At 38.2% G+C, this 14,189-nt stretch carries 18 protein-coding genes; all 18 read right to left on the reverse strand.

Features of this window, described 5'->3' with window-relative positions:
• Window positions 1-5: 5 nt before the first annotated feature.
• The 18 genes from pyrH to pcp all read right to left on the reverse strand — a co-directional run bounded on the left by pyrH (window position 6) and on the right by pcp (window position 14,124).
• Window positions 6-710: a UMP kinase gene (gene pyrH / locus JJN12_RS05860; RefSeq protein WP_208428808.1), complete on the reverse strand. Its 705-nt coding sequence runs from the start codon at window positions 708-710 to the stop codon at window positions 6-8.
• Window positions 710-1,561 carry a bactofilin family protein gene (locus JJN12_RS05865; RefSeq protein WP_208428809.1) on the reverse strand — a complete coding sequence of 284 codons (852 nt, stop codon included), beginning with the start codon at window positions 1,559-1,561 and terminating at the stop codon, window positions 710-712. The genes pyrH and JJN12_RS05865 overlap by 1 nt, the downstream gene beginning before the upstream one ends.
• Before the next feature lie 13 nt (window positions 1,562-1,574).
• Window positions 1,575-2,426, reverse strand: coding sequence for a polysaccharide deacetylase family protein (locus tag JJN12_RS05870; protein WP_208428810.1), 852 nt, complete (start codon window positions 2,424-2,426; stop codon window positions 1,575-1,577).
• 13 nt (window positions 2,427-2,439) lie between these two features.
• Window positions 2,440-3,378, reverse strand: coding sequence for a polysaccharide deacetylase family protein (locus JJN12_RS05875; protein WP_208428811.1), 939 nt, complete (start codon window positions 3,376-3,378; stop codon window positions 2,440-2,442).
• Window positions 3,379-3,425: 47 nt separating this feature from the next.
• Window positions 3,426-4,133 (reverse strand): arginase, encoded by a 708-nt coding sequence (locus tag JJN12_RS05880; protein ID WP_208428812.1) that lies wholly within the window; start codon window positions 4,131-4,133, stop codon window positions 3,426-3,428.
• Window positions 4,133-5,299, reverse strand: a complete 1,167-nt coding sequence (locus JJN12_RS05885; protein ID WP_208428813.1) for a galactokinase — start codon at window positions 5,297-5,299, stop codon at window positions 4,133-4,135. Before JJN12_RS05885 ends, JJN12_RS05880 begins: the two co-directional genes overlap by 1 nt.
• A gap of 41 nt (window positions 5,300-5,340) precedes the next feature.
• Window positions 5,341-5,664 carry a hypothetical protein gene (locus JJN12_RS05890; RefSeq protein ID WP_208428814.1) on the reverse strand — a complete coding sequence of 108 codons (324 nt, stop codon included), beginning with the start codon at window positions 5,662-5,664 and terminating at the stop codon, window positions 5,341-5,343.
• Between the two features lie 29 nt (window positions 5,665-5,693).
• A complete protein-coding gene (locus tag JJN12_RS05895) occupies window positions 5,694-6,611 on the reverse strand; it encodes a S1 RNA-binding domain-containing protein (RefSeq protein ID WP_236013712.1) in 918 nt (305 codons plus the stop codon).
• Window positions 6,612-6,625: 14 nt separating this feature from the next.
• On the reverse strand, window positions 6,626-7,507 hold the full coding sequence (gene rfbA, locus JJN12_RS05900) for a glucose-1-phosphate thymidylyltransferase RfbA (protein ID WP_208428815.1): 882 nt from the start codon (window positions 7,505-7,507) through the stop codon (window positions 6,626-6,628).
• 80 nt (window positions 7,508-7,587) lie between these two features.
• The gene (locus JJN12_RS05905; protein ID WP_236013713.1) at window positions 7,588-8,007 is read right to left on the reverse strand and encodes a YraN family protein; all 420 of its coding nucleotides are present in this window, start codon (window positions 8,005-8,007) and stop codon (window positions 7,588-7,590) included.
• Window positions 7,949-8,248, reverse strand: coding sequence for an EscU/YscU/HrcU family type III secretion system export apparatus switch protein (locus tag JJN12_RS05910; protein ID WP_208428817.1), 300 nt, complete (start codon window positions 8,246-8,248; stop codon window positions 7,949-7,951). Before JJN12_RS05910 ends, JJN12_RS05905 begins: the two co-directional genes overlap by 59 nt.
• Window positions 8,249-8,256: 8 nt before the next feature.
• On the reverse strand, window positions 8,257-9,009 hold the full coding sequence (locus JJN12_RS05915; RefSeq protein WP_208428818.1) for a ribonuclease HII: 753 nt from the start codon (window positions 9,007-9,009) through the stop codon (window positions 8,257-8,259).
• Window positions 9,009-9,725 carry a signal peptidase I gene (gene lepB / locus JJN12_RS05920; protein WP_236013714.1) on the reverse strand — a complete coding sequence of 239 codons (717 nt, stop codon included), beginning with the start codon at window positions 9,723-9,725 and terminating at the stop codon, window positions 9,009-9,011. The genes JJN12_RS05915 and lepB (JJN12_RS05920) overlap by 1 nt, the downstream gene beginning before the upstream one ends.
• 4 nt (window positions 9,726-9,729) lie before the next feature.
• Complete coding sequence (ylqF, locus tag JJN12_RS05925) at window positions 9,730-10,599, reverse strand: ribosome biogenesis GTPase YlqF (RefSeq protein WP_208428819.1); 870 nt, start codon at window positions 10,597-10,599, stop codon at window positions 9,730-9,732.
• Between the two features lie 17 nt (window positions 10,600-10,616).
• On the reverse strand, window positions 10,617-11,213 hold the full coding sequence (gene lepB / locus JJN12_RS05930) for a signal peptidase I (RefSeq protein ID WP_208428820.1): 597 nt from the start codon (window positions 11,211-11,213) through the stop codon (window positions 10,617-10,619).
• Window positions 11,214-11,326: 113 nt separating this feature from the next.
• Window positions 11,327-11,668: a 50S ribosomal protein L19 gene (rplS, locus tag JJN12_RS05935; RefSeq protein WP_208428821.1), complete on the reverse strand. Its 342-nt coding sequence runs from the start codon at window positions 11,666-11,668 to the stop codon at window positions 11,327-11,329.
• Between the two features lie 240 nt (window positions 11,669-11,908).
• Window positions 11,909-13,357, reverse strand: coding sequence for an ISLre2 family transposase (locus JJN12_RS05940; RefSeq protein ID WP_208428822.1), 1,449 nt, complete (start codon window positions 13,355-13,357; stop codon window positions 11,909-11,911).
• A gap of 125 nt (window positions 13,358-13,482) precedes the next feature.
• Window positions 13,483-14,124, reverse strand: coding sequence for a pyroglutamyl-peptidase I (gene pcp, locus JJN12_RS05945; protein WP_208428823.1), 642 nt, complete (start codon window positions 14,122-14,124; stop codon window positions 13,483-13,485).
• Window positions 14,125-14,189: the final 65 nt, after the last annotated feature.

Here is a 14,189-nt window from a genome sequence, read left to right on the forward strand (position 1 = left end):
CTGTATTATACCGTAACCTTTGTACCGTTATTGATTCCATTCGCAGCGTCAATGATGCTATTTTCTTCATTTAGTCCAAATACCTGCATAGGCATCTTGTTCTCAAGACACATGATTGTAGCTGCAAGATCAATTACAGCAAGCTTTTTATCTAGCACCTCTTCAATGCTGATTTCTTTATACTTCTTTGCATTAGGGTTAGACTTAGGGTCGCTGTCATAAACACCATCTATAGCCTTAGCTAGCAATATGATGTCTGCCTCAGTCTCAATAGCTCTAAGCACAGCTCCTGTATCGGTTGAATAATAAGGATGTCCTGTTCCTCCTGCAAAAAATACAACCATATTTTTCTCAAAATACTTAAGAGCCCTGTCTTTTGAAAAAAGCTTAGTCATATTGCCGCACTCAAAAGGTGTGAGAATAGAGGTCTTCATACCCACATATCTAAATATTTCAGACACATAGATACAGTTCATAACAGTAGCCAGCATCCCTATCTGGTCGGCCTTCGTCCTGTCAATTGTATTGCTGGTACGGCCTCTCCAAAAATTGCCTCCACCAATAACAACTCCTACCTGTATTCCGTTATCAACCAGCTCTTTTACCTGTTTTGCAACTCTAATGCAGGTAGCCTCATCAAAACCCATTTTCTTGTCACCTGCAAGAGCTTCGCCTGATAACTTTAACAGTACTCTTTTATATCTATCCATTAAGCGTCAACCTCATCACCAAAGAAAGAATCAATATCAACTGATGCATAAGGAAGTGCACAGAAACCGTCAATAACTGCACCACTGTTAATCTGGATTCCTTTAGAGCTGATATTACCTTTGATTACAGCTGTAGAATCAACAACAACAGGTCCATTTACATCTAAGTTGCCCTTAACTGCACCTGCAACTACACAGGAAGAAGCAGCAATATCACCGATAACCACAGTACCTGCAGCAATCTTAACGCAGCCCTTACTTGTAATTCCGCCGTCAAGCTTGTTAGTATGTAAGTATACCTCAGCAGCTGAAGATTTACCCTTAACTGCACCTGAGATTGAAAGCTTGCCAAGACAGCTGATATCTCCGTTAACAGTACCATATACATCTAGAGAACCGTCAGAAACAATGCTTCCCTGTATCACAGTTCCCTTTGATATAACTGTTGTGCTTCCGTCAGATTCAGCAATCTCGCCCGGATGGCTTTCAACAGTAACAGTATCTGCTCCTATGTCACCTGTATAAAGGTTATTCTCTGTAGCAGGGAAAGTCTCTTCTTCATCTGTTGTTTCAGGCTCACTCTCTTCTACATAAGCAGTCTCCTGATATTCAGGCTCAGAATATACATTATCTTCGGCAGCCACTTCTTCGTTTTCAAGATTTAAGCTATCCTCATCCTGCATCTTTTCAATCATATCATCGTCCACACCAAGTGCGTCCTCTTCAGAGAGATTAAACTCATCAAAATCATCAGAACTACTGCCACTTAAAGTGTCAACCATCTGATTGTCATCATTCTCAAAGTCTCCCATAACTCCAACATCTTCCTTTAAATCCTTAAAAAAACTCATAACATACCTCCATTTATTTTATTTTGTATTTTGGATTCACTCTGTGGTGAACGGGTTTTGTGTTCTTTGTAATCTTGGCAAATCTATATCCTTCTCTTTTAAGAAGCTCAATGATTCTTGGCAAGGCTCTTAAGGTATTTACTTTATCCTTTGAATCGTGCAGGAGTACAATCTTATCTGTATTGCTTCCTGCATACATAGCTATCGCATTGTATATTGCATTGGCAGATGGTGGCGGATATGCGGCATCGGTACCTCCAAGATTCCAGTCAAAATACTGATATCCTGCTGACCTTATCCACTTTATGGCTTTATGCATATTTATCTTTGCGACTCCATTACTGCTTCCGCCGGGAAATCTGTATATCTTGGAATCAACTCCGGTGTATTTTTTGACTATATCCCTGATAGCATATACATCTTTCTTAAATGAATCAAGACTTGCATATACAAGTTTATAGTTGTGAGTTAAAGAGTGAAGACCTATGTTATGTCCTCTTTTAACTATCTCTTTATACCTTCTAATTGATGCCTTATCTGTTCTCCCTACTACAAAAAACGTAGCTTTTATCTTGTACCTATCAAGGATATCCAAGACTTTATCGGTATTAACGCTTGGCCCGTCATCAAAAGTTAAATATGCTGTTTTTTGATGTATCTTTTTCTTTGTTTTACTTGTTTTATTTGTGGATTTCTTTGTTGCTTTACCAGTCTTAATGGCACTAAAGTTGCGGTTAGCTGCTATAGCTGTGTCCGGTGATACAAAGTCCGCAATCAGAACATTAAAAACAAAAGCTGATACAATTACAAACAACAAAGCTGATAAGCAGGAAAATATATTTCCAGCCTTCTCGTTGTGTCTCACTACTCTTTCTCCTTTAACTAAACTTCCTTATTCTATGATGTACTACAGGAGTAGTCTCATCTATAGGCAATATAAGGTAGTTCTCTTTTTTTAAGCTTTTTATGATTTTCGGTAAAGCTCTAACCGTGGTTCCTCTAGCCAGCGAGTCATGCATAAGTACTACAGAGTTTTTCATACTATGAACACCAGCCATGACATTTTTATACAGCACTTTGTCAGACAAAGATATTCGTACAGCATCTCCACTCATCACATTCCAGTCTACATACTCAACACCCTCATCTCTAAGAAATTTTATAGGTAAGCTCATATCAATCTTTGATACAGAATTACTGCTTCCACCCGGGAAACGGTAATATTTACATCTTACTCCTGTAGTATTGTAAATGAGATCACTTATAGCATAATAATCTTTCTTAAAATTCTTTAGAGATGCATATATCAAGCCATAGTTGTGGGTATACGAATGCATTGCAATCGTGTGGCCATCATTTACTATTTTTTTGTACATCTCAAGAGACTTCTTATCGGTCCTTCCAATGACAAAAAAAGTAGCTTTAATATCATTTTTCTTTAGTATTTTGAGAACATCTTCCGTATTTTCAGAAGGTCCGTCATCAAATGTAAGATAAACTCTTCCTCTTGCTGTCCTTATTCGTTCTTCCTCTTCTGCTTTAAGCATGAGAGCCTTTTTCTTATCGGCTTCAAACTGAGCAAATCTTAACATAGATGCAAGCATCTCTGTTTCAGAATTCCTCTTTTGTGCAACCAGGATACGCTCTATTTTAAGCTGTCTGATTCTATCAATCTCATCGCTTAATTTGTTGTATTTTACAAACAATACAACGCATAAAACAGTTGGTATAAGAAACAGGATAACAACAATCAGGATTAAGAGCTTTCTAGAGATGTGACTATTCTCATTTTTTTCGTCTTTATTGTCCTTATCCATCAAACCTAACTCCTAAACAAAAATGGTATCATCTCATTGTATCATATTTAATATAAAATATCTACAAATATATTTACCAATTCTTTATTTATATTATTACTTAAACTAATATTGATATCGTCGCAGATATCAGGCTCCCCACAGATATCTGTTCCTATAATGCGGAATCTGTCTGTTAAAAATTCCATCTCTTTCTTAAGCACAGCTAGTGACATATTTCCCTGATCCCAGTCAGATATGAATTCATTTGCAGAAAGCACATCTTTATCTATCGAAATGTAGATAGGAAGCAGGCTTTCTAAATATACATCACTTATACTATCTGCAAAAACAACTCTCTTGTCTTTTTTAAATGCACATTCCTCTATGTAGCTGCTTTTTGCTCCAACTACTATAATTTTATTAAGATTATGAAGAGTTTCATATGCATCAGCTATCCAAGAACCACAGGACAATATATTTCCAAAGGCTGAAAACTGCATATCCGTATGGTTATCATACACCACAAGATTGTAGGGTTCCTTAATCAAATCAAGGTAAACCCGGCTTAAGTGGTGATAATTACCGGAGTCTAGGAGGTGGATGGAAGTAAGCTTTGACCTCACTTTTATTTCCTCAAGAAGATATTTTCTAGCTTCTTCATCCATATATCCCCTTACTCCACATAAAGCTTTGTCATCAAATAACTTATGAGGATAATCCTTGTAAAAATCCTGCTTTTCATAGACTCCGGTAAAATTATGAAGACAGAGCATTACTGAATCCTTCCTGCACCATCGCCTATCTCTGCCTCGTATATCTCAGCATCGATACCTGTAGCCTCTTTATACTTTGAAATGACTTCTTTTCTAAAATTCTCAATTGCATCGTTTTTAACTATACTGACTGTACAGCCACCAAAACCACCGCCTGTTATTCTTGAGCCAATCACCCCAGGTATATTCCAAGCAATCTCGACCAACTTGTCAACCTCTGGGCAAGATACCTCATAATCATCTCTTAGCGATATATGTGAAGCATTCATAAGTTTGCCAAAGGTCTCAATATCATTATTTTTAAGAGCATTTACAGCCTTTATTGTACGCTGATTTTCATAAACCGCGTGCTTTGCTCTTTTTCTCTGAACCTCATCGGTTATAAGATATTGGTTCTCTTCAAATTCTTCCTCTGTTAAGTCGCCAAGTCCGGAGATATTAAGCTTGGTTTGAAGTGCCTTAAGCGCAGCTGTACTTTCATTTCTTCTGTCATTGTAGGCAGAGTCTACCAAGCTGTGCTTTACATGGCTGTTTGTGATAAGCACCTTGGCGTCCTTTAGCTTCACAGGCGCATATTCATAGGACAAGTCCGCTGTATCTAAGAATATGGCGTTGTCCTTTTTGCCCATAGCCACTGCAAACTGATCCATAATACCGCAGTTCATACCGTTGAATTGGTTTTCTGAAGTTTGTCCTATCTTTGCTATCTCTACCATGTCGATATCAATATCGTACAAATATTTAAGAGCTGTACCCATAAGGACTTCTATGGATGCAGAAGATGAAAGTCCGGCACCCGAAGGAATATTACCAAGCATAGCAAGGTCAAAGCCCTTATCAATCTTATATCCTTTCCCTAAGAATGCCCAAACCACTCCTATCAGGTAGTTAGCCCAGCCGTTCTTTTTCTGATATGAAAGCTCAGGAAGTTCTACAGTTGTAACTTCAGCATTGTTAAAGTTTAGCGAAACAAAGTTCATCTTATTGTCACCTCGTTTCCTTACCAGGGCATAGGTTCCCATGGTAAGGGCACAAGGAAATACATGCCCGCCGTTATAATCAGTATGCTCTCCAATCAGATTCACACGTCCCGGTGAAAAGAAAAGCTCTGCCCCATTGGAATCTCCATAATATTTCCTAAATCCTTCATAAAGTCTGTCCTTCATACCATTCTCCTTTAATACTCTATAAAGACACTAAGTAAAAACTACTTTCCTGATTTCTTCTCGGTTTTGACTGCGCCATCCGAAGCGCTTGCAGCTTTGTTAGTGTCTACTGCTGCGCCTGAAGTAATAGCACTGCTTGACGCATTAGCGCTTTGATAAATCTGTCCCGCAAAGGTGAAGCCATCAGTATAACCATTATTATAGCCGTTTTTGTTACCGGAGTAATATCCTACCGCACCCGCCAAGACAACAGCACCAACAACACAGGCACATCCAATAAGTGTTTTTATACGTTTCTCTTTCTTAAGACTAAGCTTTCTTCCTGCTTTTTCCATTTTATACTTCTCAACTTTTTCCTTACTCATAGCTAACTCCTTTATTATTTTATAATGTATTACAGCTTGATTCCCTTTAATAAATCAGCAAAGCTTGTGGTTGGTGCATCCCCTGTACTGTATTCTACAGGAGTAGAGTCGATATCATCTGTGGCTTCGCTTTCAGCTGCTCTTGTCATACTAAGACTTAGTTTACCATCCTTAATCTCAGTAATCATTACCTTTACTTCATCATTTTCACTAACCACTTCTTTAGGATGTTTTATTCTTCTTTCAGACATCTGCGAGATGTGAACAAGTCCTGAAAGTCCGTCAGGTAGTCTTACAAAGGCTCCATAGTTCTCAATTCTTTCAACCTTTCCGGTAACTACTGTTCCTATAGCTATCTTAGACATTTTTTCTTCTGTCTTTTTTGCTTCTTCTTCTCTTAGCACACTTTTTGCAGAAAGAATTAGCTTTTTATCATCTTCATCGACTTCTATTATCCTTACGGAAATATGCTTTCCGATAAAGCTCTCTGTATCTTCAACATAGTTTAGCGCCAGTCCCGAAGCAGGTATAAATGCCCTTATGCCTTTTAGATAAGTGACCACTCCACCCTTGACTGCTTCAGTAATCTTTACGTTAAATACCTGACCGTTTTCTTTTGCTTCTTCGAGGAAATCCCAAGCCAGTATGTTATCTGCACGTTTTATAGAAAGAAGTACCTGCCCTATCCCATTGTCAGGTGAAATAACCATGGCATTTACTACATCTCCCACTGCTATGTCTGTCTTAATAGAAAACCTAGGGTCATTGCTAAGCTCATCTATGGGAACAATTCCTTCAGCGTAGGAGCCAAGGTCTACAGTTACTTCGGTTTCTCCTATTCCAATGACAGGACCTTTTACCATATCACCGTTTTTAAGCCTATGAAATGACTTTTCAAGTTCCTCCAAATAGTCGTCCATACTCTCCATCTTCTCATTATCCGACATTTATCTTCTCCTTATCAATATAAAATCTTGCCAAGAGCAACCTTCATAAGATGGGCACCGTAAGATGATTTCCCATATTTATCAGCACTTTCAAGCAGCTTTTCCCTGCTTATCCACCCATTTTTATAGGCTATTTCCTCTATTGCTGAAATCATAACACCCTGTCTCTTTTCTATGACTTTAACAAACTCAGTTGCATCTGAAAGAGTGTCCACAGTACCTGTATCAAGCCACGCATAGCCTCTTCCAAGGGTAATTACATTAAGTCTTCCTTCTTCAAGATAGATTCTGTTTAAGTCAGTAATTTCAAGCTCGCCTCTTTTTGACGGTTTAAGCGACTTAGCATATTTTACCACTGAATTATCATAAAAATAAAGACCCGTCACACAATAATTTGATTTAGGATGTTCAGGCTTTTCTTCGATGGATACGGCTTCACCCTTATCATTAAATTCAACAATTCCAAATCTCTCAGGATCATCCACATAGTATCCAAATACAGCAGCACCATGTTCAGTACAGTCTACTGCCTTCTTAAGGTTTAATGATAAACCGTTACCGTAGAAAATATTATCACCCAAAATCATTGCGACACTGTCTTTTCCTATAAATTCTTCACCTATAATAAAAGCTTCAGCAAGTCCATTTGGCTTTTCCTGAATCTTATATGACAACCTAATACCACATTCCGAACCATCCCCCAAGAGTTTCTCAAAGTTAGGTAAGTCTCTAGGAGTTGATATAATCAAAATGTCTCTTATCCCTGCGAGCATAAGCGTGGATAAAGGATAAAATATCATCGGTTTATCATAAACAGGTAAGAGCTGTTTGCTTGTAACCTCTGTAAGTGGATACAGCCTTGTGCCTGAACCACCGGCCAGAATAATACCTTTCATAAATTCCCCCAAAAATAGTTTTTTTATTTTGCAAAACTTTCCTATACAGTATAAGCCATAACTTACTATTTGACAAGGAGTTAACAGGCTTCAAAAGCATTAATTAAATGTTCAAGTCTGTTATCTCCGTATATCCCCACTACGTCAAACCTGCATTTTGCATCCATTGGTATATTATGCTCACTCATGTAAAAAAGCAGGGTTTTATATATTTTCCTCTGCTTTGTATAATTTACCGCACTAAAGGGGCTTCCAAATCTATCTGAGCTTCTGTACTTGACCTCTACAGCCACGAGATAATCATCAGGACTTTTAACAACTATGTCTATTTCACCTGTTCTTCTAAGATAGTTCTTTTCTAAAATGGTATATCCTTTAGATAGCAGATAGTCTACTGCTTTGTTTTCCTGTTCTTTTCCAAGTATACGTTTGTTGATATTATCACTTCCTATCTCTCTTTTCAGCGACAGCTGACTTGATTCTATCCATTTTATCCACAAAGAGAAGTACCTGAGCCACCACTTCATATAGCTCAGGTGGTATATTCTCACCAATTTCAAGCTGAGAGAGGGATTTGGCAAGCTTTTCGTCTTCATACTGCGGTATATCACTCTTTTTTGACTCAGCAATTATTTTCTCAGCCAAAGCTCCTTTTCCAGCCGCTATTACATAAGGCGCATCTCCGCTTTCTGTATCGTACGCAAGGGCTACAGCGGTTTTTACATCTTTTTTCTTTTCCATGTTTACTCCTAATTATGTACAAAGGTTCTCCTGTGTATAGGAGAAATTCCAAATTCTTTGATTCCGTTTATATGCTTTTTAGAGCCATAGCCTTTGTTTGATGCAAAATCATACATTGGATATTTTATATCCATTTCCTTCATGTACCTGTCTCTTACAACCTTTGCAACTATGCTGGCTGCAGCTATTGAGAGACATTTTGCATCTCCTCCGACCAGGGCGTGCTGTGTGATATCAAGGCCCGGTATCTTCTTGTTGCCATCTACTAAAACTATGTCAGGCTTAACATTTAACTCCGATACAGCCTGCCTCATCGCTTCAAAAGTCGATTCCAAAATGTTGATTTCATCTATTCTGCTATTGTCTACACTGCCAAAGCCTACGCTGATAGCCTCACACATTATATGATTGAAAAGCTCTTCCCTCTTAGTTTCAGTAAGTTTCTTGGAATCATTTACATAAGGTATGATTAGGTCTTTGGGAAATACTACAGCAGCCGCAACCACAGGTCCTGCAAGCGGTCCCCTGCCTACCTCATCAACACCGCAAATGTATCCGTGTTCACAAAATTGCCTTTCAAACTTTGACATCGAATTGATTCTCATTATTTCAAGTTCGTAATCTGCAAGCATCTTCCTTGCCTTCTCGACAAGCTTTTTTACACCACTTCTCTCATCTAAACTATAGTTAGTAACAAATTCACCCAAGTTATGAATGCCACATCTTGCACATTCATCCCTAATCTCCGAAATATTTTTCATTAATTAACACTCCCAAACTTTGAAATAGGGAAAATCCTAAGCCATACTCTTCCGATTATGTATTTACCTTTTACAACCCCAACCTGTTCATATCTGGAATCGTAGCTGTTGTTCCTATTATCGCCTAAGACAAAGTATTCGTCTTCCCCTAACGTTATTTCATTTTCAGCAATACCTGCATAAGTCATCTTATCATTTATAAGAGGATCATCATTTAGTAAACTCCCATTGATATATACATGCCCGTCATTTATCTTAATCCTGTCACCCGGGAGGCCTATAATCCTTTTTATATATAAGGCAGACTCATTATAATCAAAAACAATTACGTCAAACCTTTTTAAATCACCTATTTTATAAAAGATTTTATCTATCAGCAAAGTATCTGAACCCTGCAAGGTAGGGTTCATAGATGTACCGCTGACTATGGTTTCTTCAACTATATATGCATTGACAATTCTCACAAAAATCAATGCAAACAGTATTATAGCTACTATTTTAGTATAAACCCTCAGTCCTGCTTCATCATTGTTGGTTTCTTTAGTTACAACAATAGTTTCAACCTTTGTTTCCTTTGGGCTTTCCTTTCTATGTGAATAACCTCTAAAATCCAGCTTGTCTACTTCCTCGAGTTCATAGTATCTTTGTATATCCTTACAAAAATCCAAACTGTCTTCGATCATATCCTTGTTCTGATCATATTTGTTATCAGCCATTTAGCTATTCTCCTACATTTTCGAGGGTTATTTTACCTAGTCTTCCGTTTTTAAAATCATCAAGAATAAGCTTAGAAGCCTTATCAGTATCTGTTTCGCCGCCTTTTTTAAGCAGAGCTCTTTTCTTAGCAACTTCTTCAAGAGTCTTTACGGCAAAATCAATCTTATTTTCAGTCTTTTCACAGTTATCAAATCCATAGTAAGAAGCTACAAGTCCACAATAATTCTCCTCAAGCTCTGTTATAAGGTTAAGGACAAGCTCCATTTTTTCAATTACCTCATCTTTAATAGAGCCTATAAAAGCAAGGTGCTCGGCTGTCTTTCTATCCTCAAACTTTGGCCAAAGTATACCCGGAGTATCAAGCAATTCAACCTGTTTATTAAGCTTTATCCACTGTTTACCCTTTGTGACACCAGGCTTATTTCCTGTCTTTGTAACTGCTCTTCCTGCAAATGAATTGATAAAGGTGGACTTGCCAACATTGGGAATACCACCAACTATGGCTCTTACAGGGCGGTTAAGTATCCCCCTGGCTCTATCTCTTGCCATCTTAGCCTCGGCTGCCTTTGCTATGGCATCTTTGACCTGCTTCATACCATTACCGCTTCTTGAATTAAGCTTAACTGCAATCATACCTTCATCGGTAAAATGTTTAACCCAGTTTTCTGTCTCTCTATCATCCGCCATATCAGCCTTGTTCAGTATAATCACCCTTGATTTGCCTGCTGCAAGGCTGTCTATATCTGGATTTCTGGAACTTATAGGTATGCGTGCATCCACAAGTTCAATAACTATATCTATTAGTTTTATATCCTCCTTCATCTGACGAACTGCCTTTGTCATATGACCGGGATACCAGTGTAAATCAGGCATATCTATCCTCCATATTATTAATCGGCTAAATTTAAGCTGTCCACAAGAGTAAATGGCTTTTCTGTTGCAACAGCTTTTCCGAGTATCTCATTTTTAAGTACATTGCCCACACTTGCAAATCGGCTGTCTTCACTGTCATTTCTATTATCTCCAAGTACAAAATACTCGTTATCATCCAGTTTTATACCTTCTTCTGCAAGACCTGCGTTTTCGATTGTCTCTGTCTTTACCTTTTCTTTTAAGGCTTCATCGTTTATGTATATTATTCCGTTTTTAATCTTAACTGTCTCACCGGGAAGTCCTATAACCCTCTTTATTTCATAGTAACTATGCTCTCTGTTACTTTGTTTATAAACTATTACATCGTTTCTCCTTGGAGATTTTAGGTAATACTCTATCTTGTTGACGATTACCACCTGACCTTCCATAAGAGTAGGCTCCATGGAAACTCCTGCAACTGCAGTCTTTACAAAGATATTAGTTGTTATAAAGTAAGAAGCTGTAATAGTTAATACAATAAGTAACAGCCATACAATTATCTCTTTAATTATCTTTTTCACTGTTGGCGTCGTCTCGATACGAGCCTTTTTATGAAAATAAGATTTTCTAGCCATATATTTTCCTTCCAATTACGCCAGGTTACTAAACTCCGATTCTATGATACAATAAAAAAGGAACAACTGCAAGTAGTTGCTCCTTTTGATTACGCTCTGTTCGATTAGAACAATTATACCTCTTTAAGCTTAGCTGACTTACCAACTCTTCCACGGAGGAATGTAAGTTTAGCTCTTCTTACCTTACCGTGACGAACAACTTCGATTCTGTCAACGTTTGGAGAATGTACAGGCCAGGTTCTTTCTACACCTACGCCGCCTGAAAGCTTTCTAACTGTGAAAGTCTCTCTTGCGCCGCCACCCTGTCTCTTAAGTACAGTTCCTTCGAAGATCTGAATTCTTTCTCTCTGACCTTCCTTTACCTTTGCGTGAACTTTAACAGTATCACCTACTCTGAATTCATCCACGTTTGATTTGAGCTGTTCTTTTTCAATCTCTCTGATTAATTCGTTCATTTCTATTCTCCTTTTATCATAGATGTTCTTAGCACTCTCACTATGAGGCGTCAGAGGACCATCCGAATTACATAACAATTTACTTTAACATAATTTTATCAATAAATCAAGACTTATTTTTATATTGTTTGTGTCAAGTACTCGTTGGCAAATTTCCTTACCTTTTTCTTTTATCATTGTTTTTTTATTTTTTTGTATCACAAACAAGCCCAGATTATGCACTGAACAGATATTTTTTCTTTAGTTGCCAAGTATAAAATTTCTTAATGCCTTTCTACCTGCTGTTAATGGCGTACCGGTTAGTGGAAGGCTTCCTCTGCCTACTTCCATATATGGAAGCCCTTTACCGTCTCGTAACGGTGATTTTGAAGCGCTGAGAGGCTCTTTTATCTCGCTCTGACTCTCATCAAATATCAATTCCCCAGAGTAACGGCAGACGGTCTCTATAAGGTCTTTGTTTTCTTTCCTGCACAGAAGCTTCGCAAGGTTATCAGCTCCTGATTCTGACCATCTCATGCGCCTGTGCTTCATTCTCAGCGTTATCAGTGTACAGTTTTGTGTTTCCTGTATACCCATGTTTTTATAAATGATGCCTTCTACAGGTTCTGGGAGTTTTATTCCCCGCTTGTAGTACGGCAGCAGCCCTTCTCTGTTATTGTGAAGGTAGGCGTACAGTTCCTCGGCTTTTTTACAGGTTTTATCGCTTTCATCTTCGCTTTTACTTACTCTTATATACTCACGTATATAAGCAAACATTTCTTCAATCTTCTCAGAATCAAAGAGCCTTCGTATATCCTTTTGTACAGCTTTACTGCTTATTTTCCTTAAAATTTCCTGATAAATATGGTATCTGTCAAGCTGAAACACCGCCTCGTCATCATAAGGCTCTTTTATCCAGCTGCCACCATCTCCATTTAAGATACGCCTGCCTATTTCGTCAGGGTTATATTTCTTCTGTATCACGGCCTCTCTTTTATTGTGGAATCCGCTGCTTCCATCCATGCCTGCAAACACCACTTTCTCCACTAGAGTGCTGCGCCCTTCCTTTTCCTTCTCCGCATCCCAGCCTTCATACATGGTAAAGACCTTCATCTCCTTTTTACCCATGCGTTTATGCCCTCTGCCCTGCATCGAAAGCCATACTCCATCCATTTCCTCAAAAAGAACTCCGATTTCCCTTTTCCCATCAGGTCTGCCTGCCTTCATCTTCTTCACATCAAGGTCTTCCTCTGATGTTATCCTCTGGCCAAGCTTCTGGGCTATATTCCACACGCCTCCCGCACTTATGGTCTGTCCTGTAGAAGAGCTTAACATCTCAGCAGATGCCCTGTACGGGAGTTCCGTAACTGAATTGGCGATCTTCTCTGCAAGATTAGTAGATATTAAGCCTATCTTCTCCATACCCATTTGTTCATCAAGAAGATAAACATGGGCTTTCGTTCCATCTCTAAGCCTTGTCTGGTACACCCTTCTTTCATACTCGACATCTCCATATACGGTTCTTATCGAAGTCTTTCTCTTTCCTTTATTCCTATATTTAGAAGTATCCCTCTCTTTTGAAAGAATATCATCATAGTTTTCAAGTATGATTTTAGTGTGTTCCCTGGCAAGCTTGCAGGCCTCTTCAAAAATTTTCTTCTCTAAGGTCTTGAATGAAATCTTTTTTTCTTTTACAATAGCATTAGTCATACAGTTTTTTTCCTTTATGTTATTTTTTTCTCAAATCAATAATAAAATAAAACTGTATGATTGGGAAGGGGGCAACCCCTTCTTTTTTTGCTATTGCCAATTATAATTATACACTAACTTTTATATTAACACTCAGCACCACCTACAACACTTATGTCCTCTTTGTTTTCAGCAATTGCACTTATCGTAGCTTCAAGTCCTCTCACAATGTCATTAAGTGGCATGGAAGGTTTATCAGGCTTATCTACTGTCTGCTCGGGTATATACGGAACATGGATGAAGCCTCCCTTCATTCCTTTATATATTTTATCAATATGATATAACACACCATACATCAAGTGATTGCACACATAGGTGCCAGCAGAATTGGAAAGGCTTGATGTTAATCCTGCTTTTTTTATAGCTTCAACCATAGCTTTTACAGGAAGGTTGGAAAAGTATGCATTTTCTCCGTCAAGGTAAATAGTTCTGTCTATAGGCTGATTACCGTCATTATCTGGGATTCTGGCATCATCTACATTGATTGCAACCCTTTCAGGAGTAATACCCGCTCTCCCACCTGCTTGCCCTACACAGAGCACAAAGTCAGGCTTTTCTTTTTCCATAGCTTCTATTACAGTTTGAATAGACTTATTAAATACAGTTGGAACTTCAAGCTTAATTATATCCAGATTAGCTATCTTATCTTTAACCTCTTTTACTGCTTCCAGAGCAGGATTAATGCTTTCTCCTCCAAATGGTGTAAAGGCTGTGAGTAACAGCTTCATGGTGACCTCCTTTATGAGTAACTGGTATGCTAGTTTATAGGTTTAATGAACAGGTTAAATCCCTA

Origin of the sequence: Catonella massiliensis, from assembly GCF_016651435.1 — a bacterium.
Classification (GTDB): domain Bacteria; phylum Bacillota; class Clostridia; order Lachnospirales; family Lachnospiraceae; genus Catonella; species Catonella massiliensis.

What these genes read in the sequence shown, in the direction of transcription:
- JJN12_RS05885 (WP_208428813.1), bottom strand. Translation starts at nt 5,299, where the DNA reads ATGAAGGACAGACTTTATGAAGGATTTAGGAAATATTATGGAGATTCC.
- ylqF (WP_208428819.1), bottom strand. Translation starts at nt 10,599, where the DNA reads ATGCCTGATTTACACTGGTATCCCGGTCATATGACAAAGGCAGTTCGT.
- lepB (WP_236013714.1), bottom strand. Translation starts at nt 9,725, where the DNA reads ATGGCTGATAACAAATATGATCAGAACAAGGATATGATCGAAGACAGT.
- JJN12_RS05910 (WP_208428817.1), bottom strand. Translation starts at nt 8,248, where the DNA reads ATGGAAAAGAAAAAAGATGTAAAAACCGCTGTAGCCCTTGCGTACGAT.
- rfbA (WP_208428815.1), bottom strand. Translation starts at nt 7,507, where the DNA reads ATGAAAGGTATTATTCTGGCCGGTGGTTCAGGCACAAGGCTGTATCCA.
- JJN12_RS05875 (WP_208428811.1), bottom strand. Translation starts at nt 3,378, where the DNA reads ATGGATAAGGACAATAAAGACGAAAAAAATGAGAATAGTCACATCTCT.
- JJN12_RS05895 (WP_236013712.1), bottom strand. Translation starts at nt 6,611, where the DNA reads ATGTCGGATAATGAGAAGATGGAGAGTATGGACGACTATTTGGAGGAA.
- JJN12_RS05880 (WP_208428812.1), bottom strand. Translation starts at nt 4,133, where the DNA reads ATGCTCTGTCTTCATAATTTTACCGGAGTCTATGAAAAGCAGGATTTT.
- rplS (WP_208428821.1), bottom strand. Translation starts at nt 11,668, where the DNA reads ATGAACGAATTAATCAGAGAGATTGAAAAAGAACAGCTCAAATCAAAC.
- JJN12_RS05940 (WP_208428822.1), bottom strand. Translation starts at nt 13,357, where the DNA reads ATGACTAATGCTATTGTAAAAGAAAAAAAGATTTCATTCAAGACCTTA.
- JJN12_RS05890 (WP_208428814.1), bottom strand. Translation starts at nt 5,664, where the DNA reads ATGAGTAAGGAAAAAGTTGAGAAGTATAAAATGGAAAAAGCAGGAAGA.
- JJN12_RS05865 (WP_208428809.1), bottom strand. Translation starts at nt 1,561, where the DNA reads ATGAGTTTTTTTAAGGATTTAAAGGAAGATGTTGGAGTTATGGGAGAC.
- JJN12_RS05915 (WP_208428818.1), bottom strand. Translation starts at nt 9,009, where the DNA reads ATGAAAAATATTTCGGAGATTAGGGATGAATGTGCAAGATGTGGCATT.
- pcp (WP_208428823.1), bottom strand. Translation starts at nt 14,124, where the DNA reads ATGAAGCTGTTACTCACAGCCTTTACACCATTTGGAGGAGAAAGCATT.
- lepB (WP_208428820.1), bottom strand. Translation starts at nt 11,213, where the DNA reads ATGGCTAGAAAATCTTATTTTCATAAAAAGGCTCGTATCGAGACGACG.
- pyrH (WP_208428808.1), bottom strand. Translation starts at nt 710, where the DNA reads ATGGATAGATATAAAAGAGTACTGTTAAAGTTATCAGGCGAAGCTCTT.